This window comes from uncultured Actinomyces sp. (genome assembly GCA_900541895.1).
Lineage (GTDB): Bacteria > Actinomycetota > Actinomycetes > Actinomycetales > Actinomycetaceae > Pauljensenia.
Genome location: UWSI01000013.1, coordinates 1 through 23,869, shown reverse-complemented (window position 1 = coordinate 23,869; position 23,869 = coordinate 1). Strand labels below are relative to the sequence as shown.

Below are 23,869 nucleotides of genomic sequence, written 5' to 3'. Positions count from 1 at the left end.
GGGGAGCGGCATGAAACTTGCATTAATTAGACATGGACAAACTCCAGCAAACATCACGGCCTCTTTGGATACTCGTCTCCCTGGTTTGCCGCTGACCGAACTTGGGCTTTCACAGGCCGACAGCCTGAAAGAGCGTTTTGTACGTGAAGTGGCAGGGCGATTGGATGCTCTCAGTGTCTCTGCGATGAAACGCACGCAACAGACAGCGGCACCGTTGTGTGAACTTTTCGGAGTAAAACCAGTAGTGACGGCACAGATTCGTGAAGTGAGTGCCGGTGATCTTGAGATGTCATGTGATCCCGTCGCGATCAGGATTTATGTGGAAGCCTGCGCAGCGTGGATGCACGGAGATTTTTCACATCGTATGCCCGGTGCTGAGGATGGTTACGAGTTTCTCGGGCGGGTTATCCCCGAAATTCAAGCCGTGATGGAACGCGCTTACCGTGCTGCGGGGGATGAAGGGACTGGAGCGCTTGTTGCTCATGGAGGTCTGATCCGCGTGATTTCTGCGTATCTCAGTGAGGATATTCGTCGGGGAATTCCGCTTACTCGCTTTATGTCAAATACCGGAATCGTGGTGTTTAACGTTGATATCGAAGAGATTCGCGCCCTCAGCAGTGATGGGATTTTCGCTTCTCTTTCTGCGCTTAGTTGGGATGGGGATCAACTTTGCGGTGACTGAGACTTGCCTCCAGTCTGCGGCGGATTGAAAGTGCGCACCTCATAGGGAAAGTTTCGGTACTTGAGGTAATCGATGAGGAATTGCCGGTGCGCTTCGCATGAAAGCCACTTCTTAGTCCGACCGGTATGAATCTTCGGATTCGACCATTCGATGATGAAAACCGCTGAATTTTCGCATTCTCTTGCAGAGCATACGCAGTGCTCGATACCGTGTCCTAAAGACATGTTCCCTCCTAGAAGAACCAAGTCAATGCTCGATTTTTCGGCGAACATCCACCGTGCTGGCGAGGTGCATTGTCCCATAAAATGCGTGCCCGGTGGGGAAGTGAGGGTATGAGCTGTAAACTGGCACAGTATTGATCCAGCCCAAAAGGGAGAAGTAATGTCGGGACACTCTAAGTGGGCGACTACCAAGCACAAGAAGGCGGCGATTGACGCCAAGCGCGGTAAGCTCTTCGCACGACTGATTAAGAATATTGAAGTTGCTGCTCGTACCGGTGGTGGTGACCCCGCCGGAAATCCCACCCTCTTTGATGCTATTCAGAAGGCAAAGAAAAACTCTGTTCCGGCAGACAACATCGATCGCGCCGTCAAGCGTGGTTCGGGTGCAGAAGCCGGTGGCGCAAATTATGAAACCATTATGTACGAAGGCTACGGCCCCAATGGTGTCGCCTTCTTAGTCGAGTGTTTGACCGACAACCGTAATCGTGCGGCATCCGATGTTCGTCTGGGATTCACCCGTCACGGCGGCTCGCTAGCAGATCCAGGGTCGGTTGCCTACCTGTTCTCAAGGCGTGGTGTCATTGAGGTGCCCGCTGCAGACGGTGTGGATGAAGACAGCATCATGGAAGCCGTTCTTGATGCCGGCGCCGAAGAAGTTGAAGACCTCGGTGAGGGCTTTGTTATTGAGTGTGAGCCCAGCGATGTCGTTGCAGTCCGCAAGGCGTTGCAAGGAGCCGGTATCGATTACGACTCGGCGGAAGTTCAATTCGTCGCCTCCACCGAAGTTGAACTCGATCTCGAAGGCGCGCTTAAGGTCAATAAACTCATTGACGCACTTGAAGATTCTGACGATGTGCAGAACATCTATACCAATATGTCTCTTTCCGATGAGGTACAGGCCCAGCTGGAAGAAGAGGAGTGAGTGATGACTGAGCAGACGGCAACTCGCGAGGTTGGCACCCCGCAGGTCAAGCGCGGAATGGCTCAGATGCTTAAGGGTGGTGTCATCATGGATGTCGTCACTCCTGAGCAAGCGAAGATCGCTGAAGATGCAGGTGCCGTTGCAGTTATGGCGCTCGAACGTGTCCCGGCGGATATTCGCGCCCAGGGCGGTGTTGCTCGCATGTCAGATCCTGATCTGATTGACGGCATTATTAATGCTGTCTCCATTCCGGTTATGGCAAAGGCTCGCATCGGTCACTTTGTTGAAGCACAGGTTCTGCAGTCCCTTGGCGTCGACTACATCGACGAGTCCGAGGTACTGACCCCCGCCGACTACAGTCACCACATCGACAAGTGGAACTTCACCGTTCCATTCGTCTGTGGTGCGACCAACCTCGGTGAGGCGCTGCGTCGTATCAACGAGGGTGCGGCCATGATCCGTTCTAAGGGCGAGGCCGGCACCGGTGACGTCTCCAACGCGACCACGCACATGCGTAAGATCCGTGACGAGATTCGCCGCCTGACCTCCTTGCCTGAGGACGAGCTCTACGTTGCGGCCAAGGAACTTCAGGCACCCTACGAGCTCGTTGCTGAGGTCGCTCGGGAGGGACGCCTCCCCGTCGTGCTCTTCACGGCTGGCGGCATTGCAACCCCCGCTGACGCTGCCATGATGATGCAGCTTGGCGCCGAAGGTGTCTTTGTCGGCTCCGGCATTTTCAAGTCGGGTGATCCTGCGAAGCGTGCGGCCGCTATCGTCAAGGCAACGACTTTCTATGATGATCCTTCGGTCATTGCAGAAGTTTCGCGTGGGCTTGGTGAAGCGATGGTTGGCATTAATGTTGACGACCTTCCTGTTGACCATCGATTGGCTGAACGCGGATGGTAAATATTGGCATTCTCGCCCTTCAGGGCGATGTCGCCGAACATGTGCGGGCGCTGGAAGAATCCGGCGCCCGCGCTGTCCTAGTGCGACGTAGCGAGGAACTCGCGTCGGTTGACGGTTTGGTAATTCCTGGCGGCGAATCGACAACAATGTCCAATCTGCTGCTTTCATTCGGCATTTTTGATCAGCTAGCTGAACAGATATCAAATGGAATGCCGGTCTATGGGACATGCGCGGGAATGATTATGCTAGCGACGACGATTCTTGATGGCAGGGATGACCAGCGTTCATTTGGCGCCATCGACATGGTTGTGCGTCGGAATGCCTTTGGTCGTCAGGTGGACTCTTACGAAGAAGAGCTTGATATCAAAGGAATTGAGGGCAAGCCTTTCCCCGCCGTCTTTATTAGGGCGCCTTGGGTTGAGTCAGTGGGTGAGTCTGTGGATGTGCTCGCGCGCGCCGGAAATACTCCCGATGGACCTATTGTTGCTGTCCGCAGAGGTCAAGCACTCGCAACTTCCTTCCACCCGGAGATCGGCACGGACTGGCGCTTCCACGAGCTCTTTACACGGATGGTTCAGCGGGAATCTTAATCATGCGAGTTTTGGGAATTGACCCGGGTATTACACGCTGTGGCTTGGGCGTTGTTGACGTCGATCCCTCTCGGCGTGCCTCGATGGCTTTTGTTGGCGTTGCCCGGTCTTCAACCGAACTAGCCCAGCATTTTCGGTTAGCCAAGATCGCTGATGCAATTGATCATGTGATCTCCCTTTACGAACCCGAGGTTGTTGCTATCGAACAGGTTTTCGCTCAGGACAATCTTCGTTCGGTTTCGACGACTATGCAGGTTATGGGAGTTGCACTCGCTGCTGCGGGACGGGCTGGACTTCCCATGGCAATTCATACCCCGTCAGAAGTAAAAAGCGCAGTGACGGGGAATGGAAATGCTGATAAGGCGCAGGTACAGCACATGGTTGCTCGTATTCTGGGATTAGATAAACCCCCGAAGCCCGCTGATGCCGCTGACTCATTAGCTATCGCGATCTGCCATGCGTGGCGAGGGACTGGACTGCTTGGAGCTAGGGGAGACTCTACAGTTGCCGTATCTCAGTCGGGAAAGCTTTCGGCCAGGGGGCGCCTGACTCCAGCACAACAAATGTGGGCAGAGGCTCAAGCTGCGCAGCGCCGAACCGGCGCGGTCGACCCCCGTCGTCGACGTAGCTAGGGTATCGTACGTATGTTCGGTCCCATCAAGAGCATCGTTGAGGAGAAAGCATGATTTCCCGAGTTCTTGGCAGCATCGCGCGCATCGGTGTGGGTGATGTCGTTGTTGTTCACGGAGGTATCGGCTTTCAGGTTTTCGTCACTCCACCTTTTGCCAGTGAGCTCCACAAAGACGATGATGTTGAGCTCTATACCCATCTGATTGTTCGTGAAGATTCTTTAACACTCTATGGGTTCAAGACTGAAGAAGAGCGCGAAGTATTCGAAATTCTGATGTCAGTCAGCGGTATCGGCCCTAGGATTGGTCTGGCGGCTCTTTCTGTTTTCACTCCGAATGATCTGCGGCGGGCCGTGGCAGATCAAGATACCGCAGCTCTGGCAAGGATTCCCGGGGTTGGCAAGAAAGTTGCCTCGCGCATGCTGGTGGAACTGGGCGATAAGCTCGGACTCCCGGCTGAACTTCCTCAGGCCTCGGCACCGATGTCGGGAGCAGTTGAAGCAGAAGTGAAGGCAGCGTTGATTGGCTTGGGATGGAACGAATCAAAGGCTGATGCTGCGCTGGCGGAGCTAGGCGGAAATGGTCTCAACGCCTCAGATCTCCTACGTGCAACATTGATTAAGCTGGGAGGCGCAAATGGCCGATGAGTTTGAGGCCTCCGTCAATATCGTTGCCCCAGACGCGGGCGAACTTGAGAGGGCGGCCGAGGCTGCGCTCCGTCCCAAGCGTTTGAGCGAATTTGTTGGCCAGAAGGTCGTCCGTGATCAGCTTCAGTTAGTGTTGGATGCTGCGCGGGCTCGTGGGGCGAGCGCCGATCATGTACTGCTAGCGGGACCGCCTGGACTGGGTAAGACGACACTGGCAATGATCATCGCTGCTGAAATGGGGACATCTCTGCGCCTCACTTCAGGACCAGCGATTCAGCATGCTGGCGATTTAGCGGCAATTTTATCGGGGCTTCAGGAAGGTGATGTCCTCTTCATTGATGAGATTCATCGCCTTGCCCGTACCGCTGAGGAAATGCTTTACCTTGCAATGGAAGACTTCCGAGTTGACGTCGTGGTTGGTAAAGGTCCGGGCGCGACGTCGATTCCGCTGACCCTACCGCCTTTCACTGTTGTTGGCGCGACAACTCGTTCTGGCCTTCTTCCTGCACCGCTTCGTGATCGCTTTGGTTTCACCGCTCATCTCGAGTTTTATTCGACGGATGACCTTGAAATGGTTGTTCGGCGTTCTGCAGAGCTTCTTTCTACTCCCATTGATGCGAAAGCCGCCCACGAAATCGCCTCTCGTTCTAGGGGTACTCCTAGAATCGCCAATAGGCTGCTGCGGCGTGTAGTTGATTACGCCCAAGTCCGAGGCAATGGTCAGCTCACGCTTGATGCTGCGCGAGGTGCTCTTGAGCTCTTCGAGGTCGATGCTTTTGGACTTGACCGTCTGGACCGTGCTGTTCTTGACGCAATGTGTCGCCGTTTTGCGGGAGGACCGGTTGGTCTTACTACGCTTGCAGTGACTGTTGGCGAGGAAGCAGAGACCGTCGAGACTGTTGCAGAGCCCTATTTGGTTCGTGAAGGTTTTATTCTAAGGACGACACGCGGTCGGATGGCAACCGCTAAAGCGTGGAAACATCTTGGTTTAACGCCGCCGGCTGAATCTGCTCTCTTTGAGTAATCTCGTTTTTACGTTGGGATGTCACCCAAATGCGCTGCTTCCTATTACACTGTATGCGGATAGCTTTCATGCATTCCTGCCCCAAGAAGAAAGATAGATCGTGAGTACACAGTTCCTGATTTTCATCGGCCTGATGCTTGTCGTCATTTTTATTTTTAATAGTCGCGCTCGAAAGCGTATGGCTGAACAGGAAAAGAAGGCCGAAGAACGTCGTAAGGAAATGATGGTCCCCGGTGCGTGGGTTCGTTTGCGCTCTGGATTCTGGGGACGTTTCGTTGATCAAGATGGTGAGATCGTCATTCTTGAGACCCCCGGTGGTCACGAAACTTATTGGGATCAGCGAGCAATTCTGGACGTGGCTGAGGAACTTCCATTCCAGAGCACTGATGCAGAGAAAGACGACGCTTCTGGAGAATCTGAAGACGAGCCGGTTCTCGGCTTAGATTCGCAGGACGACTCGACCGAGACGAAGTGATCCCGAAGGGAACTAAAGGTAGACCATCGTGACAACTCAAAAGCGCCATCCTTGGCGTGCTCTATTTACTCTGATCTTTATTTTTGTTCTTGGTACAGCATCTCTTGTTGTTGGAAAACTGACGAATAAAGGTGCTTCATATATTCCCTCGCTTGCGTTGGACTTGCAGGGTGGTACGCAGTTGATCCTGACTCCGGTTGCTTCTGGCGGGGTGGATCGCGAGGTTACTGAGAACGACATTACCCAGGCGATCAACATCATTCGTCAGCGTATTGATGCTTCAGGTGTGTCTGAGTCCGAGATCTCTTCCCTGGGCTCCTCGAATATCTCGGTATCGATTCCAGGTACTCCCTCTCAGGAAACGCTGAACCTGATCCGCTCGTCCTCCCAGATGAATTTCCGCCCGGTTCTAGCAATGCTTCCCGCGGTTACTCAGTCGCAAAGTAACCCGAGCCCGAGTGCGACCGATTCAAGTGGCCAGGCGCAGGCGAACAATCCTGAGGCCGCTGCAAGCTCAACGCCTTCAGCGTCCGAGTCTGCCGACCCTAGCGCATCTGCATCTCCCTCGGTGTCGGCAAGCCCCTCAACTGTTAGCTCCGCTCTAAGTCCTGAGCGTGCAAAAGAACTGGCCGATCAGAATAAAGATGGTCAGCTCTCGAATACTCCCACTGAACAGCCTGAAAATAACTCAGACCTGAAGTGGGCGACCGAGCAAGCTATCTACGATCTGTACACTCTTGATTGCACGACCGGCCGCGGCGGCCGCACTGAAGCGCCTGCTGATAAGCCCTATGTTGCATGTGATTCAAACGGACAGGTTAAGTATCTGCTGGGTCCCGTTGATGTTTCAGGTTCAGAGCTCTCCAAAGCCACTGCCGGAATGGGTATGAACTCCCAGGGACACTCCACTGGTGAGTGGGGCGTTGATCTCACCTTCAACGCTGAGGGAACCAAGCAGTTTGCCGAGGCTTCAAAGCGTCTTTACGACCTGCGCAATGACACCCAAAGCGGGACCAACTTCGGAAAGCCGGATCGGAACCACTTCGCCGTTGTTTTGGACGGCCAAGTGATTACCGCGCCGTCAATGAATGCGGAAATTCCCACGGGTACCGCGCAGATTACGGGTCACTTCACTGCAAAGAGTGCGGCCGCTCTTGCAAACCAGCTGAGCTTTGGTTCGCTCCCGTTGAACTTCGAGGTCCAGTCTGAGCAGCAGATTTCCGCAACCCTTGGCTCCGAACACTTGGAGAAGGGCCTGTGGGCAGGCTTGATTGGTCTGGTTCTTGTTGTCCTTTACATGATTTGGCAGTACCGAGGGCTGGCAATCATCTCCGCTGGTTCGCTTGTCGTCGCGGGCTGCTTGACTTACCTGGTAATCACGGTCTTGTCGTGGGCAGTTGGATACCGACTGTCGCTTGCCGGCATTGCCGGTTTGATCGTTTCAGTCGGCGTGACAGCAGACTCCTTCATCGTGTATTTCGAGCGTATTCGAGATGAAGTGCGCGATGGTCGTCCGCTGAGCGCAGCAGTCGATGAAGGCTGGGACCGTGCCAAGCGAACCATTTTGGTTTCGGATGCGGTCAACCTCGTTGCTGCAGTGGTTCTTTACATCCTGGCTGTTGGTGGCGTTCAGGGCTTCGCATTTACCCTCGGCGTGACAACAGTTGTCGACCTGATCGTGATCTTCCTCTTCACACACCCGATGATGGAGTTGCTCATCCGTACCGAGTTCTTCGGTGGGGGACATAAGCTCTCCGGACTTGATCCCGAGCACCTCGGTGCCCGTTCGGCGGTTACCTACGCCGGCCGAGGCCGCGTGGTGGTTTCGGGTGCTGGTTCCGCTAGCAGCACTCCCGAGACCAACGCTGAAGGCCAGCCGCTCTCTCTGGCAGAACGTAAGCGTGCAGCACGTTTGGCCGAACAGGGCAGTCATGAGGCCGAGGACAACACTTCTTCCGAGCAGGCAGGAGAAGAACAATGATGAGTTATGCCCAGTGGGGTAATGCCCTTTATTCGGGCGAGAAGTCCTATCGGATTGTCCCAAAGCGTCGGATTTTTGTCCGAGCAGCCTTGGTCGTGATGGCTATTTGTGCGGTTCTCATTGGAATTTTTGGACTTAACCGGTCATTTGAATTCACCGGTGGCTCGCAATTCACTTTGACAGGTCTTTCTGAGACTTCCCAGCAGCCGGCATACGATGCTATCCAAAAGGGAAACCTTGCGTCTGAAGTTCGTGTCTCTTCTGTCGGTGTTGATGGCATCCGAGTTCAAACCGAATCTTTGGATTCGCAAAAGACACTCGAGGTTCGCGAAGCCCTTGCAAGCGCCTACAAGGTCGATGCGAAGGATGTTCAGTCTGCGTCTATCGGTCCTTCCTGGGGGCGCGATGTTACTGCTAAAGCTGCGCAATCGCTTGCGATCTTCTTGACGCTTGTCGCGGTGCTGATGGCTGCGTACTTCAGATCGTGGACGATGTCCGTCGCGGCGATTTTCGCGCTCTTCCACGATATTGCGACAACCATCGGTTTCTTCGCAGTTACTCGTGTCGAGGTTTCGCCAGCAACAGTTATCGGCTTTCTGACGATTTTGGGTTATTCGCTCTATGACACCGTCGTGGTGTTCGACAAGGTTCGGGAACTCACAAAGGGTATTAACGATCAAAATCGCTACACCTATGGCGACATGGTCAACCTTGCTGTGAACCAGACAATGGTGCGTTCGCTCAATACCTCGATCGTGGCTTTGCTTCCGGTTGGTTCAATTCTTGTCATCGGTTCGCTGCTTCTGGGCGCGGGCACATTGACCGACATTTCTCTTGCTTTGTTTGTCGGTATGATCGTCGGCACATATTCCTCGATCTTCATTGCTTCGCCGTTGTTGGTTATGCTGGAAGAACGCCGCTCGTCAACCAAGAAACACGATGCTTTGGTTGCGAAGCGACGCGAACGCGAAGGTCGTACCGGCGACGGTGTGCGTGTGGCCCCGGTCCAGCCTGGTCGTCGCCTTGGAAATGAAGCCCAACCCAAGAGGAAGAAGGCCCGCTGATGAGCGCAGAGCTCGGAGCAGAAGTTAGTGAACTTGTCCGCACCCATCTCCGCGAAGTACAAGACTTTCCTGAGGAAGGCGTGCTTTTCCGCGATATCACCCCTCTTTTGGCGGATGGCAACGCTTTCTCGGAATTGATTCGCTTGCTGGCTGACCATTACCGCGGGCGCATCGACGCGGTTGCAGGACTGGAATCTCGCGGTTTTATCCTTGCAGCACCTTTGGCAACTGCGCTCGGCATTGGAATGATCACTGTGCGTAAGGGAGGGAAGCTTCCCGGCCCAGTGATCGGTATCGACTACGACCTCGAATACGGAAGCGCACGAATGGAGCTTAATCCCGGCCTCGTTGAAGAAGGCGCGCGTGTTTTAGTTGTTGACGACGTCTTGGCTACAGGCGGAACGGCAGCTGCTTCTGTCAGGCTTCTCGAGCAGTGTGGTGCGAAGGTCGAGGCCGTCGCAATTCTTTTGGAACTTGAAGCTCTTGGCGGACGTTCCAAGCTTGAACCTCACGTTAAGGTTGAAACTGCTGTCGTTTTCTAAGTCAAGTCTTTCATTCACGATGATCGCTTGTATCATTGAGGAATGAGTGAGCAAAATGACAACGTGACCCGGCCGCCTGCGGCCGGGTCACGCGTGCGTTCAGGCCTGGTGTGGTTCGGTGCTCGTTCGAAGATGACGACGCCTGAGATTGAACCTTTGGTTCGCGCACTTCGTGCCAACCATCCGAAAGCTGATGTTTCTCTGATTGAGCGCGCCTATGCGACGGCTGAGAAGGCGCATCGCGGCCAGATGCGTAAGAGCGGCGAACCGTACATCACTCATCCCGTTGCAGTAGCGACAATTTTGGCTGAAGTCGGCATGACTTCACCTACGCTTGCTGCAGCTCTTCTTCACGATACGGTTGAAGATACTGACTACACCCTTGAGCAGCTCACAGCCGATTTCGGCCCGGCTATTGCTCAGCTGGTTGATGGGGTTACTAAACTCGATAAGATTCGCTATGGTGAGCGTGCGCAGTCTGAAACTCTGCGCAAGATGATTATCGCGATGAGCCGTGATATTCGAGTGCTTCTCATTAAGCTTGCCGATCGTCTTCACAACGCCCGTACCTGGCGTTTTGTCCCTGTCGAATCTGCGAAGAAGAAGGCGCGGGAAACTCTTGAAATCTACGCACCCTTAGCGCACCGCCTCGGGATGAATATGATCAAATGGGAACTGGAAGAGCGATCTTTCAAAATCCTTTATCCCGAAATTTATGAAGAAATTGACCACCTGGTTGCGGAACGAGCACCTGAACGCGATCTTTACCTACGCGAAGTAATTTCTCAGATCGAAGAAGATTTGCGACGTTCGGGTACACAGGGAACGGTGACCGGGCGCCCTAAGAATCACTATTCGATTTATCAGAAGATGATCGTCCGCAATAAGGCATTTGATGAGATCTTTGATCTTGTCGCAGTGCGCGTGTTGGTCGAAACCGTCCGTGATTGCTATGCGGTTCTAGGGGCTCTCCACGGTAGATGGAATCCAATCCCGGGGCGCTTCAAAGACTACATTGCGATGCCGAAGTTTAACTTCTATCAGTCGCTGCACACAACGGTGATTGGCCCGGGTGGCAAACCGGTTGAGATTCAGATTCGCACCTATGAGATGCACGAACATGCAGAACATGGCGTCGCGGCACACTGGAAATACAAGCAGAATCCGAATGCCAACTCTTTGGATTCTGACCGGATGAGCGCTGATGAACAGATGAACTGGTTGCGCGCACTGGTTGATATGGAACGCGAAACGGGGGATCCCGAAGAATTCCTTGATTCGCTTCGATATGAGATTTCTGGCGACGAAGTCTATGTCTTCACACCTAAGGGAGAAGTGGTTGTACTTCCTCGCGGGGCAACTCCCGTGGACTTTGCATACTCAGTGCACACAGAGGTTGGCAATCGGACTGTAGGCGCAAAGGTTAACGGTCGCCTCGTCCCGCTTAATACTCGACTTGAGTCCGGGCAAACCGTTGAAGTCGTCACTTCAAAGTCAGATAAAGCTGGTCCTTCGCGTGACTGGCTTGCGTTCGTTGCTTCGCCGCGTGCTCGGTCAAAGATCAAAGCATGGTTTTCTCGAGAACGAAAAGAAGAAGCAGTAGAGGCAGGTAAGGAAAGTATTGCGCGCGCAATGCGCAAACAAAACTTGCCTTTGCAACGTCTGATGAACCATGATTCTGTTCTTTCAGTCGCAACATCGCTGGGGTATCCAGATATTTCGGGTCTGTATGCAGCTGTTGGCGATGGCCATATTTCTGCGCAGAATATTGTCTCGAAGCTTGTTGAAAATCTCGGTGGGGGAGATGGTACCGAAGAAACCCTCTCCGAGGCTGTCACCCCAGGAGGGCATCTCCATTCGGCCCCTGAGCTCAGCGCGAAGGGACAAGGCGTGAGTGTTGATGGGATGAACGCTAATGACGTGTGGGTGAAACTTGCACGGTGCTGCACGCCGGTTCCCGGTGATGACATCGTCGGTTTTATTACCCGCGGTCAAGGCGTTTCTGTCCACCAGCGCACGTGCCCCAATGCCGTACGTCTGGAAGGTCTGCATCCGGAGCGTTTTGTCAGGGTTTCGTGGAGTAACGAACACTCTCAAGCACAGTATCTCGTTCAAATTCAGACGAAAGCTCTGGACCGCCCCGGGTTGCTTGCAGATCTGACGAAAGTGATGACTGAATATCGAGTCAATATCGTCTCCGCATCTACTGTTTCAACGCGAGACCAGGTGGCAACTGCGCGATTTAGCTTCCATTTGGCTGAAATGAGCCATTTGAATGCGGTTCTTGCTGCGCTGAGGCGTGTGGATGGTGTGTTCGAAGCGGTACGTGTTTCGACCTCCGCGAGTTAGTAACGCTGTCTCATTTTGAGGCAACCTCGTGAGACGTCACCCTATTTTTTATGAGATTGGCGGTTTTTTCCTTTAGGATGGAGCATGTACCGCTGAAGGTATGCCTGTGTGGAAAATCCATGCATCGCGTCGGATGGGAAACTGTCCCAACCTCGAAGGAATATCGTGACTACTTCGCCTGAAACCCAGGCCGCTGAGCCTGAAGTCGCCGCTGCACGTACTGTCGAACCGGCCGGAACGACCGAGCTTTCGATCGATTTTGGTCGAATTGATTCCCAGGGAAATGTGTGGGTTCAAGACGGTGATACCGAGCGAATGATCGGATCCTTCCCCGAGGGCCTTCCATCGGATCCTTTCGCGCTTTACACGCGTCGCTACGCGGACCTCGAAGCGACGATTAAGCTCTTTGAAGACCGTTTGTCGAGCCTTGGGCCGAAGGAGATCGACCAGACTCTTGCCACGCTCAAGGAAGCTGTTGAACAGCCCAATGCTATTGGTGATCTTCCGGCGCTGCGCACACGCGTCCAAGCTGTAGAGGAAAGGGCGCAAGCGCGTAAGGAAGAAGCGAAGGAAGAGCGTCGCCTCGCAAAGGAACACGCTCTGGAAGAGCGCACCGCTCTTGTTGAGCGTGCAGAGGCAATCCTTGCTAAAGAGTCCAACAAGATTCACTGGAAGCAATCGGGTCAGGTCCTGCGCGATCTCCTTGAAGAATGGAAGCAACTTCAGCGTCGTGGACCGCGCTTGGATAAGGCCGCGGAAGATGAACTGTGGAAGCGATTCTCTGCGACCCGTACGCAATTTGATCGTCGTCGTCGGCAGTATTTCTCTGAGCTCGATGAGCGACAAGGACAGGCAAAGCGCGTCAAGGAAGAAATTATTGCTCGCGCAGAAGCCTTGAAGGACTCGACCAATTGGGGTGAAACCTCCAATGCCTTCCGTGAATTGATGGAGCAATGGAAGCGCGCACCGCGTGCTTCTCGTCGTGAAGATGACGCACTGTGGGCACGTTTCCGCGCCGCCCAGCAGGCGTTCTTCGATGCGCGTCACCGCAACGATCTTGCCGTTGATTCTGAGTACCAAGCGAACCTGAGCGCGAAAGAAGAACTTCTGAAGGAAGCTGAGGCGCTTCTGCCAATCACTGACCACGAAGAGGCCAAGTCTGCTCTGAGGTCAATTCAAGATCGTTGGGCTGAGATTGGTCGTGTTCCTTCAGAGCACTTCCGTAAGATCGAAGCCCGGCTTCGCGCAGTTGAAGATGAGCTCCGTAAGGCTGAAGAGGCTGAATGGCGTCGTACGAATCCTGAGACTCGTGCTCGTGCCACGGGAATGCTCGGTCAGCTTGAAGAACAGCTCGATCAGTTGCGCGCTGACCTTGAAGAAGCGAAGGCCTCGGGTGATGACGCGAAGGTTCGCGAACTGACTCAGGCACTGGAAACGAAGCAGGCTTGGTTCGATCAGATTTCCTCTTCGCTGTCGTGAACGAGAACATTCGAATTCACGTCATCCCCACTCCCTTCTATGGCGCGAATTGCTGTGTGATTACGCCGCAGTCTCAGGGAGACGGACAAGTGGGAGCGCTTGTTGTCGATCCTTCTTTCGGTGTGCGTGAAGAAATTCGTCGGGCACTTGAGGAAGACGGAGCATACGTTGGTGCCGTTCTAGCGACGCATGGTCATGCTGACCATGTGTGGGACTGCGCTGAGGTTGCGTCGTGGGCGCCGCAGGGGCCTGGACCTGTCTGGATCCCCGGACCGGACGCATACCGCCTTGATGATCCAGCATCGTACGTTTCGCTCCCACTTCCGGAAGAAGTGAGTGAAGAATGGCGCAAGCCCTCAGTGATCAAGGAATGCCCGGTCGACTCCTTTGAGTATGTTCCTGGCCTTGTTCTCCGCATGGTCCCAGCTCCCGGGCATACTGAAGGTTCGGCGCTTTTCTTGGGAGCCTCGGTGCTCACTGTCTATTGGAATGGCGTGCGCGCGCTAGACACTGGGGTTGTCGTTCCCTGGGCGCTCAGTGGCGACGTTATTTTTGCTGGTTCAGTGGGACGAACTGATATGCCTGGCGGTGACGAGACCCAGATGCGGCATACTTTGCGAACCCTTGCAAATGTGATTGATCCGCAGACGATTCTTTTCCCAGGGCACTCTGTAGCGACGACGATGGGTGATGAATTGGCGAATAATGCCTATCTACGTCGTGCGAAGAGCATCGGTTAATTTCTTTCGTCGTACCCGCGGCTCGGGCCGACAGCTGAGCTCCTCCGTGAAAGAATAGAGATTATGGCACGTACTTCACTTTCAGGATTTCCCGAGTGGCTCCCGCAGGGCCGCATCGTTGAACAAGCGATTCTTGATCACATTCGCTCTGTATTTGAACTCCATGGATTTGCGGGTATCGAAACTCGAGCGGTTGAAACACTTGAACAGCTTCAATCCAAGGGTGAAACCTCGAAAGAGATCTATGTTCTGGATCGCTTACAGGCGCTGAAAGATGAGGGACAGCGCTCTTCCAAAGAACGCCAGATGGGCCTTCACTTTGACTTAACAGTACCCTTCGCAAGATACGTCATTGAGAACGCAAACGAGCTGGATTTCCCCTTCAAGCGTTACCAGATTCAGAAGGTATGGCGCGGAGAACGCCCGCAGGACGGGCGTTTCCGTGAGTTTACTCAGGCTGATATCGATGTTGTTGGTTTGGGAGAGTTGCCCTTCCACTACGAAGTCGATCTTCCTCTTGTCATGGCCGAAGCCTTGATGTCTTTACCGATCCCGCCTGTTCATGTTCTCGTGAATAACCGCAAGGTTGTTCAGGGGGTGTGTGAAGGCATTGGCGTGAGTGATGTTGAATCTGCACTTCGGGGATTGGACAAGCTCGACAAGATCGGTCCAGAGGGTGTGAGGGAAGAACTGGCCGAGGCAGGGTTGAGCCCCGAGCAGATTGACGTTCTTCTATGCATGGCGAAGATTCGTACCGAAGATGCTTCACATCTCCAGCAGGAAGTTGCTGCTTTAGGTGTTTCCAGTGAAACTCTTGATCAAGGTCTTACTGAGCTTTGTTCTCTTGTTGACGAGGCAAATGCTGCAATGCCGGGAGTTATCATCGCTGATCTCAAGATCGCTCGTGGCCTCGACTATTACACCGGTTCGGTTTACGAAAGCGAAATTGTGGGTCATGAAGATCTTGGCTCTATTTGCTCCGGTGGCCGCTATGACTCACTTGCCAAGGACGGGAAGCGCACCTACCCGGGAGTAGGGCTCTCAATTGGTGTTTCTCGGCTCGTCTCGCGAATTCTTTCGCAGGATATGGTTTCCGCTTCACGGAAGGTGCCGACCTGTGTCGTTATTGCCGTTGCTGACGAGTCAGAACGTCGACACTGCAATGCCTTGGCAACCATCTTGCGTAGGCGTGGTATCCCTACCGATGTGGCGCCTAGCGCCGCAAAATTCGGCAAGCAAATTAAGTTCGCCGATAAACGAGGAATCCCCTTCGTATGGTTCCCCGGTTCGGATGGAAACGCTGATACTGTGAAGGACATTCGCACAGGCGAACAGGTAGAGGCTGACATCTACAGTTGGCAACCTCCTGAAGATGATGTGCATCCTGCGATCCGTCCTACGGACGAAATGGATTCCTAAGTCGTTTTAGTGCCTTCGGTGTGCGATCTCACCGAAGGCACTACTGTTTCCGGAGCATTGACCTGATAGCCTTGCTAGGCAACGAGGCGCTACCCAATGGTGGTCGAGCATAGCCTCGGCGGTGAAAACGGTGTGGGGTCGCGCTTCATCCGTGAAGTCGACCCTGAGCGACGCTAATTGTAAGGAAAACTGTGTCCACTGCACCCGAAAACACTACCGAGACTACTTTCGCAGATCTTGGACTGCCTGATGATCTCCTCAAAGCCATCACCAACATGGGCTATGAGGTTCCAACCCCTATCCAGGCTGAGGCAATCCCAGCGCTTCTTGACTTCCATGATGTCGTTGGAATTGCTCAGACGGGAACTGGAAAGACCGCGGCCTTTGGTCTGCCGCTCTTGGCTTTGATTGATTCTGATCAACGTCATGTGCAGGCACTTGTGCTTGCACCTACGCGCGAATTGGCCATGCAGTCCGCTCAGGCGATTTCAGATTTCGCCGCTCAGAGCCGCGATATTGACGTCGTACCCGTCTATGGGGGCTCAGCCTACGGTCCTCAGATCGGCGCGCTTAAGCGTGGTGCGCAGGTCGTTGTCGGCACTCCCGGCCGAGTGATCGACCTTATCGAGAAAGGCGCGTTGGATCTGAGCAACGTCGTCATGTTGGTGCTTGATGAAGCAGATGAAATGCTCCGCATGGGCTTTGCTGAGGACGTCGAGACTATTACCGCCTCGGTTCCTGATGATCGTTTGACTGCCCTCTTTTCTGCAACCATGCCTGCCGCAATTGAGAAAATTGCGCAAACGCATTTGAAGGACCCTCTGAAGATTGCTGTTTCTGAAGAGTCTTCAACTGTTGATACGATTCACCAAACCTATGCTGTTGTTCCTTACAAGCACAAGATTGGTGCGCTTTCGCGTGTTCTTGCTACTCGTGCTCAACACCAGAGCGCGCAAGAATCTGATGCTGCAATTGTCTTCGTCCGCACGCGTCTAGATGTCGAGGAAATTGCTCTTGAACTGAACTCACGAGGCTTTAAGGCCGCAGGTATTTCGGGTGATGTTGCGCAGACCGAACGCGAACGCATGGTGGAACGTCTCAAGAACGGCTCCCTCGACGTTCTGGTTGCAACCGATGTTGCCGCTCGAGGCCTCGATGTTGAACGAATTGGTTTGGTCGTCAACTTTGACGTTCCCCGCGAAGCAGAAGCTTATGTACACCGAATTGGGCGTACTGGGCGCGCCGGGCGTGAAGGGCGCTCGTTGACCTTCTTTACGCCTCGGGAACATGGCCGACTTCGCAAGATCGAGAAGCTTACCGGTACCCCCATGGAAGAGGTTGAGATTCCTTCACCCGCTGCTGTCTCACAGTTCAGAGCCAGCGGAATCTTGGATGCCATTGGCGCGCGTATTGAACGTGGACGACTCGATCTTTACCGGCAGCTTCTTGATGAGGTCCATGACACAACCTCATTGGATATTGAGGATATTGCGGCTGCACTTCTTGCCCAGGCAGTGGGGGATGAAGGACCCGCTGCGCGCATCACTGAGGATCGTCGCGGTAATGGAAAGATTCGTCGCGAGGAAGAACTTGACGAATCGGGCGAATTTGCACGCGCTCACTTTGAGGGAGGCCGCGACAACGACCGCCCACTCAAGGCGCGTAAACAGGGTTCTTCACCTCGGCACGCAGTTGGGACCGGTACGCGCTACCGCATCGAAGTAGGGAAGAAGGACCGCGTCAAGCCCGGTGCGATCGTCGGAGCTATCACCGGTGAAGGTGGTATTGCCGGTGCAGATATCGGTCATATTGATATCTACCCGACCTTCTCTCTAGTCGAAATTCATACAGACCTTCGTCCGGATGCCATGGCTCGGATTTCAAAGGCGCATGTTTCAGGTCGCGCACTGAGAATCCGCGTTGATGAGGGACCCGATGGGAAGGCTCGTTCCCCGAGGAAGGCTGCGCTTTCACGAAAAGACTCCCGAGACTTAGCGAAGTCCCGCACGGAGCGCGGGCGTGGGCACCGTTTAGGCCATGGAGATGATCATCGCCGTGATGATCGCCGAGGCGGTCGCGAGTTCGGCGAAAAGTCCTCGTTTAGGGGTGGGAGAGCTACGCAACCTCAGCGGAAATCGGCCTCGAAGAAGTTGGGGAAGGGACGTCGTTTCGGACGCTGAGCGACAACTACATTACTAAGCAGACGCGCGAGGGAGAAGATCTTCCTCGCGCGTTCTCATTGCCGCACATACACCGACGACAGCGACTCCGAGGGCAACTAAGGTTGCGGGGAGGTAAGCAATGGCACCCGTGAATCCGAGAGCACTCCATAGAGCCAGCGCAAGAGAGACGAAAGCAAGCTCGACAGCTGCACCGGCCGAGTCCGCAACCTGAAGCCACGAGGATGCTCGTCCATGCATTGAGGGATCGGTTGCCCCAAGCGTGAGATCTGAGATCGTAGAGTGCGTGAGGCCAACGCCAAGTCCAGCAAGGAGCCAGGCGATAAAGATTGGCCAGTGAGGGGCGGATGTCTGGAGAAGCATTGTTAGTGGAGCCAGGCCAATGATAACAAAGACCATTCCGATTCGTGGGAGCCTGAGTCGGCTCTTGCCCACGTGGATATGGGACTGGATCACCGAGCCGGCAGCCCAGGATAGGGCGCTTGCAGTAACGACGAGGGAGGCTGAACTCGGAGTCCAGCCCTGAACACGTTGAAGAAGTAAAGGCAATACAACTTCTGCGCCTGTTACCGCTCCCATCATGAGTAAACGAGTTATGACAAGTGATGGGATGCCACGCTTGAGAGTAAAAGAGCCAGGAGGGAGCAGACGCGGAAGCGTTATTGCCGAGAGCGTAAGACCTGCAGAGCCCACAAGCACCATTGCCCAGACCGAAGTAAAAGTACCCGAAATCTGTAGAAGGAAAACACCGATACCGCTGCCTAGCGCCAGTCGGACAAAGCGTGAAGAAGGTAGAACTCCTTGTGATGGGATCGAGAATTTTTTAAGAACCGAATGAAGGGGAATTGCGCCGAATACTGCGAGGAGAGGAGCTAAACCAAAAACCACCCGCCATCCAATATATGTCACGATCAGTCCAGCAAGAGCAGGTCCTACGAGAGAAGGGAAGACCCAAGATAGGGAAAAAGCTGCAAAGTAGCGTGGACGGTGTAGGGGAGTGGCGATTGCTCCGACAAGAACGTAGAGCGGGACAATGATAAATCCTCCACCCAGGCCCTGGATGAGCCGACCGAGAACGAATACTGCGATATGGGGAGCGAGAGCGCTTACTAATAGTCCTACGCAGAAAAGTCCTAATCCCCAGGCAAATACCTTTTTGACGCCCAACGCATCGCTGAGACCTCCTGCTAGGACATTTGCAATCAAATTTGTAATCAGAGCAGCACCCGAAGAAACTGCGAACCAAGAATCTGCATGGAAAGAGGCAACGACGTTCGGCATGATCGTGGTCGTTGCAAGCGATTCAAAAGCGGAAAGCGTAATCAAGATGACGGAGGAGAGCATGAGTCCCTTTTCCGCACTTGACCATGCCTGAGCTCGGGGACTTGGGGACATGTCATTATCCTTGCACATTTCGCCTGAGACTTTGGCCAGTGTCTACAAAAGGTGCGCCTCAATTGTTGGTAGGGCTGATTATTGTTGAGTGAAAACAAACGAATGAACTCCTGCTGTCGACTCGTTGATCGAGGAGTGGGGGAGCATTGGGGGTATTATGTCCGTGCCGCCGCTCGTCTCGCGGATGGTACCAACGAAAGGAAAACCAGTGCTTCGCACTCACAATATTGGAACGCTTGGCCTTGACCTTGTCGGCCAAACCGTCACCTTGACCGGATGGGTCGATCGACGTCGTGACCACGGTGGTGTTGCATTCATCGATCTCCGTGATGCTTCGGGAATTGCGCAGGTGGTCGTTCGCGATGAACGCGTTGCCCACGAATTGCGCAGCGAGTTCGTTTTGAAAGTGACCGGAGAGGTCTGCGCTCGTCCTGAAGGCAACGAGAACCCGAATCTCTCTACGGGTGCTATTGAAGTCATGGGCGACGATATTGAGATTCTCAATACTTCTGCGCCGCTTCCTTTCCAGGTGTCCTCCAACGCGGAAGACTCAGGCAACGTCGGTGAAGAAACGCGTTTGAAGTACCGTTACCTTGATCTGCGTCGTGAACCCGAGCAGTACGCGCTGCGCCTGCGTTCGAAGGTTTCGCGGGCTGCTCGCGATACTCTCTACGCTCATGATTTCGTGGAAATTGAAACGCCGACGCTGACACGTTCCACCCCTGAAGGTGCGCGTGACTTCATTGTTCCTGCTCGTCTGTCACCCGGTTCTTGGTATGCACTGCCGCAGTCCCCGCAGCTTTTCAAGCAGATGCTGATGGTTGCCGGAATGGAACGTTACTTCCAGATTGCACGCTGCTATCGTGATGAAGACTTCCGTGCAGATCGTCAGCCGGAGTTCACACAGCTTGATATTGAGATGAGCTTCGTCGATCAGGACGACGTCATCGCCGTTGCAGAAGAGATTTTGAAGAATGTTTGGGCCCTCATCGGTTACGATCTTCAGACTCCGATTCCTCGCATGACCTACAAGGACGCGATGGAGAAATACGGCTCTGACAAGCCTGATCTTCGTTTCGGATACCAGCTTGTTGATCTGACTGAGTACTTCAAGGACACGACTTTCCGAGTCTTCCAGGCACCCTATGTTGGTGCAGTCGTGATGCCCGGTGGTGGTTCTCAGCCTCGCCGCACCTTCGACAAGTGGCAGGAATGGGCCAAGGCGCGTGGGGCCAAGGGACTTGCTTACGTCACTCTTGATGAGGAAGGCAGCCTTGGCGGTCCGGTTGCAAAGAACATCACTGAAGCTGAGCGCGCTGGCCTCTCCGAGGCCACTGGCGCAAAGCCTGGTGACTGTATTTTCTTCGCTGCTGGTAAGCCCACCGCCTCGCGAGAGCTGCTTGGCGCCGCCCGCCTCGAGATCGGTAAGCGCTGCAACCTGATCGATCCCGACGCGTGGGCGTTTACCTGGGTTGTCGACGCCCCTCTCTTCAAGCCGACCGGAGATGCCGAGGCCGAAGGTGACGTTGCTCTTGGACACAGCGCTTGGACTGCTGTCCATCACGCCTTCACCTCGCCAAAGCCTGAGTGGTTGGATACTTTCGATCAGGATCCTGGGAATGCTTTGGCCTACGCCTATGACATTGTCTGCAATGGTAATGAAATCGGCGGTGGCTCCATCCGTATTCACCGACGTGACGTCCAAAATCGCGTCTTCAAGGTCATGGGTATTGGCGAGGAAGAAGCCCAAACGCAGTTCGGATTCCTCCTTGATGCCTTCAAGTTCGGAGCTCCTCCGCACGGCGGCATCGCCTTCGGATGGGACCGAATTGTTTCGCTGCTCACCAAGTCTGAATCAATTCGCGACGTCATCGCCTTCCCGAAGTCGGGTGGCGGATACGATCCGCTGACCGATGCTCCTGCACCCATTACTCCTGCACAGCGCAAGGAGGCTGGCGTGGATGCGAAGCCGAAGAAGCGCGGCGAAGAGGACTCTGAGATTAGCTCTGAAAAGTAAACGTCCTTTCGGCTAATTTCTAGAAAGTTTCCGGGGTGGTTGATGCGCATCAACCACCCCGGAAATTATTGCTCAGTGAATAGGCAGATCGAGGATTGAGAGGCTAATCTTGGTAGTCAACAGGGCTCAATGCCGATTCCTCAGGAGTGATACGTGATGGCGCTTCTTCCACCCCATTTGCTACCTTCACCGATTCAGGCGCCTCCCGCCGAGCAAGTGATTGAAGGCCCACAGTGGAGGATTGAAATTCTTTCAGACACTGTGATCCGTCTCGAATGGGATCCGAGCGGTGAATTCCTAGATGGACCGACACAGATGATGGCTTGGCGCAAGTGCCTACCTGTGAAGGATCTGCGCATCGACCATGATGAAGTCGGCGGCGTAGTTATTGAGACTGCACATATGTCCTTCCACTATGACGGCAAGGAGCCCAACTCCAATGGATTGTGGGCTCAAGTAAGGGAAGAAGATAGCTGGGGTGGAACCTGGCGTTGGGGGACTGATGCAGAATTTCCCTGGATTCAAGGGAGAAACCTGCGTGGGACGACCAGAACATTGGACACGGTTGATGGACGCTGTGAACTGGATAGAGGAGTCGTCGATGGCCGTGGCATAAGCTCGTTGATTGATGACACCTGCCCGGTCTCTAGCGATGGAGTCTTCCTGGCTGCGCGTCCGGAGCACCTAGACATTTACGTTTTCGCTTGCGGACCAGATTTTCCCGAGGCCGTACGTTCCTTTTACCGTTTAAGCGGTCCTCAAGCGATTCTGCCCCGCTATGCCTTAGGAAATTGGTGGAGTAGATATCACCGCTACACAGATGAGGACTATTTGGAAGTGATGAGCGAATTTGCTCGTCACGATGTTCCGCTTGCAGTCGCTGTCATCGATATGGATTGGCATGTCACCAGCCCTCCCTTGGGAGCTGGGTCAGGATGGACAGGCTACACCTGGGATCCTGAGCTTTTCCCAGATCCACAAAAGTTCCTTGATGCTCTGCATGAGCGTGGTCTTCACACCTCACTCAATCTTCACCCTGCTGATGGTATTCGTTACTTTGAAGAGGGGTACGAGCGCTTAGCTCAAAGAATGGGCGTAGATCCTAGAACTAAAAAGACAATCCTCTTTGAACCAGCGAATCCCGATTTTATGTTGGCGTATTTTGAAGAGATTCTGCATCCACTTGAAGATCAAGGGGTCGACTTCTGGTGGGTTGACTGGCAACAAGGCGAGCATTCAAGCGTTCCTGGACTGGACCCGTTGTGGGTTCTCAACCACTATCACTATCTTGATAATGCTCACCGACATGGACGAGGGCTGACGCTTTCACGCTATTGTGGACCCGGGTCTCAGCGCTTCCCTCTGGGTTTTTCTGGAGATACCTACATTACCTGGGAATCGTTGAAGTTCCAGCCTGAATTTACTGCGACCGCCTCAAATATCGGCTATGGCTGGTGGAGCCATGATATCGGTGGTCACATGCTTGGCGTACGTGATCCAGAGTTGGAGACCCGTTGGATCCAAAGTGGTGTATTTAGCCCAATCATGCGCCTGCATTCATCGAATAATCCATTCACGCGAAAAGAACCATGGGTTTTCGAAGAACCTCATTGTGCAATTCAAGAGGAATACCTACGTTTCAGACACCGACTGATCGGGTATCTCCACTCCGAACAGTTCCACGGTCGTGATGAGCTTCTCCCACTCATTCGTCCAATGTATTGGGAGCATGACGGCCACGCTCAGGCTTGGGAAGTCCCCAATTGCTTCCGCTTTGGATGCGAGCTGATCGCTGCCCCAGTCACTGAACAGCTCTCTGAAGCCTCGTGCCGGGGTCACTCTGAAGCGTGGCTACCAGAGGGCATGTGGGTCGACCTCATGACGAATCTCGCCTACCAGGGTAATCGAAAGCTTTCACTGTGGTCAGAGCTTTCACGGACTCCGCTCTTTGCGCGAAGCGGATCGATCATTCCGCTTTGTGGAAGCGCTGCCGCTCCTGATGGTGAAGGCACATTGGGAATGCTTGGGCGCCAGACAAATGTTGGTACCGGTAATCCTGAAGAAATTGAGCTACTGCTCGTTTTTGGAGCGGATGCAAGCTATGAGCTGATTGAAGATCAAGATAGCGATAGTTCTCTTGTTCGTACGCTCTTTGAATGGGACGATGCTCACCATAGACTCACAATTCATGGTGCCGATGGAGATCTGGACTCAATCCCGGTGCGACGGAAGATCCTTGTTCGCACCTATGGGCATGGAATTGATACCCAACTGACTGACCTTGGTTATATTGAAACGCGCACGGGCGCCAGTTTTGACCTTGAACCAAAGTTGATGAGTGAAGAGGTTAAACGCTCAGAGCAGATTCGTCGAATTTTGACTCATGCTCGTTGTGAGGTTGAGACGCTCACACGTCTCGACGCTACGTGGAAAGAAGGTCGTGGTGCCTTCTTCGCCGCCTTAAGTGCTTCAGGCGTTGCCCCAGATTTGCGTGAGGCACTTGTCCAAATCGCAATTGCATCAGATCTCTAAAGTATCAGGAGCGAATCATGGGGTTAAAGGACGAAAAGAGTTGGTCTGAGCCCGACCTTTCGGCTTTGTGGTGCG

General features: G+C 53.9%; 19 protein-coding genes. 18 read left to right on the top strand and 1 reads right to left on the bottom strand.

The features are described 5' to 3' along the window. The first annotated feature begins 10 nt into the window (after nucleotides 1-10). From QZR18_RS04825 to QZR18_RS04745, 16 genes are all read left to right on the top strand, one after another. The gene (locus tag QZR18_RS04825; protein ID WP_178705293.1) at nucleotides 11-682 is read left to right on the top strand and encodes a histidine phosphatase family protein; all 672 of its coding nucleotides are present in this window, start codon (nucleotides 11-13) and stop codon (nucleotides 680-682) included. Between the two features lie 381 nt (nucleotides 683-1,063). Next, nucleotides 1,064-1,825 (top strand): YebC/PmpR family DNA-binding transcriptional regulator, encoded by a 762-nt coding sequence (locus QZR18_RS04815; protein WP_178705296.1) that lies wholly within the window; start codon nucleotides 1,064-1,066, stop codon nucleotides 1,823-1,825. Nucleotides 1,826-1,828: 3 nt separating this feature from the next. Further along, nucleotides 1,829-2,731 carry a pyridoxal 5'-phosphate synthase lyase subunit PdxS gene (gene pdxS / locus QZR18_RS04810; RefSeq protein ID WP_009409494.1) on the top strand — a complete coding sequence of 301 codons (903 nt, stop codon included), beginning with the start codon at nucleotides 1,829-1,831 and terminating at the stop codon, nucleotides 2,729-2,731. Next, on the top strand, nucleotides 2,725-3,321 hold the full coding sequence (pdxT, locus tag QZR18_RS04805) for a pyridoxal 5'-phosphate synthase glutaminase subunit PdxT (protein WP_178705299.1): 597 nt from the start codon (nucleotides 2,725-2,727) through the stop codon (nucleotides 3,319-3,321). Before pdxS ends, pdxT begins: the two co-directional genes overlap by 7 nt. Nucleotides 3,322-3,323: 2 nt before the next feature. Continuing rightward, nucleotides 3,324-3,953, top strand: a complete 630-nt coding sequence (gene ruvC / locus QZR18_RS04800) for a crossover junction endodeoxyribonuclease RuvC (RefSeq protein WP_178705302.1) — start codon at nucleotides 3,324-3,326, stop codon at nucleotides 3,951-3,953. A gap of 50 nt (nucleotides 3,954-4,003) precedes the next feature. Further along, entirely contained in the window at nucleotides 4,004-4,597 is a 594-nt protein-coding gene (gene ruvA, locus QZR18_RS04795) for a Holliday junction branch migration protein RuvA (RefSeq protein WP_178705305.1), read from the top strand. Next, on the top strand, nucleotides 4,587-5,621 hold the full coding sequence (ruvB, locus tag QZR18_RS04790) for a Holliday junction branch migration DNA helicase RuvB (RefSeq protein ID WP_178705308.1): 1,035 nt from the start codon (nucleotides 4,587-4,589) through the stop codon (nucleotides 5,619-5,621). The genes ruvA and ruvB overlap by 11 nt, the downstream gene beginning before the upstream one ends. Nucleotides 5,622-5,721: 100 nt before the next feature. Then, entirely contained in the window at nucleotides 5,722-6,096 is a 375-nt protein-coding gene (locus QZR18_RS04785) for a preprotein translocase subunit YajC (RefSeq protein ID WP_295910502.1), read from the top strand. Between the two features lie 28 nt (nucleotides 6,097-6,124). After that, the gene (gene secD, locus QZR18_RS04780; RefSeq protein WP_178705311.1) at nucleotides 6,125-8,077 is read left to right on the top strand and encodes a protein translocase subunit SecD; all 1,953 of its coding nucleotides are present in this window, start codon (nucleotides 6,125-6,127) and stop codon (nucleotides 8,075-8,077) included. Then, on the top strand, nucleotides 8,074-9,141 hold the full coding sequence (gene secF, locus QZR18_RS04775) for a protein translocase subunit SecF (protein WP_178705314.1): 1,068 nt from the start codon (nucleotides 8,074-8,076) through the stop codon (nucleotides 9,139-9,141). Before secD ends, secF begins: the two co-directional genes overlap by 4 nt. Next, nucleotides 9,141-9,683 (top strand): adenine phosphoribosyltransferase, encoded by a 543-nt coding sequence (locus tag QZR18_RS04770; RefSeq protein WP_178705317.1) that lies wholly within the window; start codon nucleotides 9,141-9,143, stop codon nucleotides 9,681-9,683. Before secF ends, QZR18_RS04770 begins: the two co-directional genes overlap by 1 nt. Before the next feature lie 42 nt (nucleotides 9,684-9,725). Further along, the gene (locus QZR18_RS04765; protein ID WP_178705320.1) at nucleotides 9,726-12,032 is read left to right on the top strand and encodes a bifunctional (p)ppGpp synthetase/guanosine-3',5'-bis(diphosphate) 3'-pyrophosphohydrolase; all 2,307 of its coding nucleotides are present in this window, start codon (nucleotides 9,726-9,728) and stop codon (nucleotides 12,030-12,032) included. 165 nt (nucleotides 12,033-12,197) lie between these two features. Next, a complete protein-coding gene (locus tag QZR18_RS04760; protein ID WP_178705323.1) occupies nucleotides 12,198-13,511 on the top strand; it encodes a DUF349 domain-containing protein in 1,314 nt (437 codons plus the stop codon). After that, nucleotides 13,508-14,251 (top strand): MBL fold metallo-hydrolase, encoded by a 744-nt coding sequence (locus QZR18_RS04755; protein WP_295910500.1) that lies wholly within the window; start codon nucleotides 13,508-13,510, stop codon nucleotides 14,249-14,251. The genes QZR18_RS04760 and QZR18_RS04755 overlap by 4 nt, the downstream gene beginning before the upstream one ends. A gap of 63 nt (nucleotides 14,252-14,314) precedes the next feature. Continuing rightward, nucleotides 14,315-15,670, top strand: coding sequence for a histidine--tRNA ligase (gene hisS / locus QZR18_RS04750; protein ID WP_178705326.1), 1,356 nt, complete (start codon nucleotides 14,315-14,317; stop codon nucleotides 15,668-15,670). Between the two features lie 191 nt (nucleotides 15,671-15,861). After that, a complete protein-coding gene (locus QZR18_RS04745) occupies nucleotides 15,862-17,850 on the top strand; it encodes a DEAD/DEAH box helicase (protein ID WP_178705329.1) in 1,989 nt (662 codons plus the stop codon). A 15-nt stretch (nucleotides 17,851-17,865) separates the two neighbouring features. Here the strand turns inward: QZR18_RS04745 and QZR18_RS04740 are convergent, their stop codons facing one another. After that, entirely contained in the window at nucleotides 17,866-19,245 is a 1,380-nt protein-coding gene (locus QZR18_RS04740) for an MFS transporter (protein WP_178705332.1), read from the bottom strand. A gap of 208 nt (nucleotides 19,246-19,453) precedes the next feature. Between QZR18_RS04740 and aspS the strand changes: the two genes are divergently transcribed. Both aspS and QZR18_RS04730 read left to right on the top strand, forming a co-directional pair. Then, nucleotides 19,454-21,262 (top strand): aspartate--tRNA ligase, encoded by a 1,809-nt coding sequence (gene aspS, locus QZR18_RS04735; protein ID WP_178705335.1) that lies wholly within the window; start codon nucleotides 19,454-19,456, stop codon nucleotides 21,260-21,262. A gap of 156 nt (nucleotides 21,263-21,418) precedes the next feature. After that, nucleotides 21,419-23,794 (top strand): TIM-barrel domain-containing protein, encoded by a 2,376-nt coding sequence (locus QZR18_RS04730; RefSeq protein ID WP_295910497.1) that lies wholly within the window; start codon nucleotides 21,419-21,421, stop codon nucleotides 23,792-23,794. Nucleotides 23,795-23,869: the final 75 nt, after the last annotated feature.

Excerpts from the sequence above, each read along its gene's own strand:
- QZR18_RS04825 (WP_178705293.1), top strand. The coding sequence starts at position 11 with ATGAAACTTGCATTAATTAGACATGGACAAACTCCAGCAAACATCACG.
- QZR18_RS04815 (WP_178705296.1), top strand. The coding sequence starts at position 1,064 with ATGTCGGGACACTCTAAGTGGGCGACTACCAAGCACAAGAAGGCGGCG.
- pdxS (WP_009409494.1), top strand. The coding sequence starts at position 1,829 with ATGACTGAGCAGACGGCAACTCGCGAGGTTGGCACCCCGCAGGTCAAG.
- pdxT (WP_178705299.1), top strand. The coding sequence starts at position 2,725 with ATGGTAAATATTGGCATTCTCGCCCTTCAGGGCGATGTCGCCGAACAT.
- ruvC (WP_178705302.1), top strand. The coding sequence starts at position 3,324 with ATGCGAGTTTTGGGAATTGACCCGGGTATTACACGCTGTGGCTTGGGC.
- ruvA (WP_178705305.1), top strand. The coding sequence starts at position 4,004 with ATGATTTCCCGAGTTCTTGGCAGCATCGCGCGCATCGGTGTGGGTGAT.
- ruvB (WP_178705308.1), top strand. The coding sequence starts at position 4,587 with ATGGCCGATGAGTTTGAGGCCTCCGTCAATATCGTTGCCCCAGACGCG.
- secF (WP_178705314.1), top strand. The coding sequence starts at position 8,074 with ATGATGAGTTATGCCCAGTGGGGTAATGCCCTTTATTCGGGCGAGAAG.
- QZR18_RS04770 (WP_178705317.1), top strand. The coding sequence starts at position 9,141 with ATGAGCGCAGAGCTCGGAGCAGAAGTTAGTGAACTTGTCCGCACCCAT.
- QZR18_RS04765 (WP_178705320.1), top strand. The coding sequence starts at position 9,726 with ATGAGTGAGCAAAATGACAACGTGACCCGGCCGCCTGCGGCCGGGTCA.
- hisS (WP_178705326.1), top strand. The coding sequence starts at position 14,315 with ATGGCACGTACTTCACTTTCAGGATTTCCCGAGTGGCTCCCGCAGGGC.
- QZR18_RS04740 (WP_178705332.1), bottom strand. The coding sequence starts at position 19,245 with ATGTCCCCAAGTCCCCGAGCTCAGGCATGGTCAAGTGCGGAAAAGGGA.
- QZR18_RS04730 (WP_295910497.1), top strand. The coding sequence starts at position 21,419 with ATGGCGCTTCTTCCACCCCATTTGCTACCTTCACCGATTCAGGCGCCT.